The following is a 520-nucleotide window of genomic DNA, read 5'->3' as shown; positions in this document are numbered from 1 at the left end:
CGCCGAGGCCGCGCAGGTTTTTATCGAGCGTGAATTCCAGCTTCTTCAAAATTATGTTAATTCGCAAAAATGGCAGGATGCGTGGGTTCGCTATTACAGATCCATTTACCGCGATTCTTATGACAGGATAGCAAACGCCGCTTCCATGATTGTCCGCAGTTGGGGCGGCCCCACTTCCGGGGGAGACGCGGAGAAAAGGGCGTTTGCACAGAGGGCTTTTTCTTTTGTGCAAGGTTATAAATACGAAAGAAGCCCCAGAGGGAGCGATTTTATAAATCTTGTAACGGCAATTACCGAAGCTAGGGGAGACTGCGACAGCCGCGCCATGATCTGCGCTATTTTGCTTTCAAAAGCTGACATAAGAGCAGCAATGATGATTTCGCGCCAATACAGCCACGCGATGGGTCTTGTCGATGTTAACGGAACCGGCGCCCGTTTTGAATCTTACGGGACGAAGTGGCTTGTCGCGGAGACTACGGCTAACGTAGATCTGTCTCTTATACCAATCTGACGCTGCCGA

The 520-nt window shown here is 50.4% G+C and carries 1 pseudogene; it reads left to right on the top strand.

Annotated elements, in window-relative coordinates:
- Positions 1-511, top strand: a pseudogene (locus tag ACYVRH_RS14390) (hypothetical protein); the annotation flags it as partial.
- Positions 512-520: the final 9 nt, after the last annotated feature.

The sequence above is a fragment of the Treponema sp. R80B11-R83G3 genome, assembly GCF_054786115.1.
This window is presented reverse-complemented; position numbering and strand designations above follow the sequence as displayed.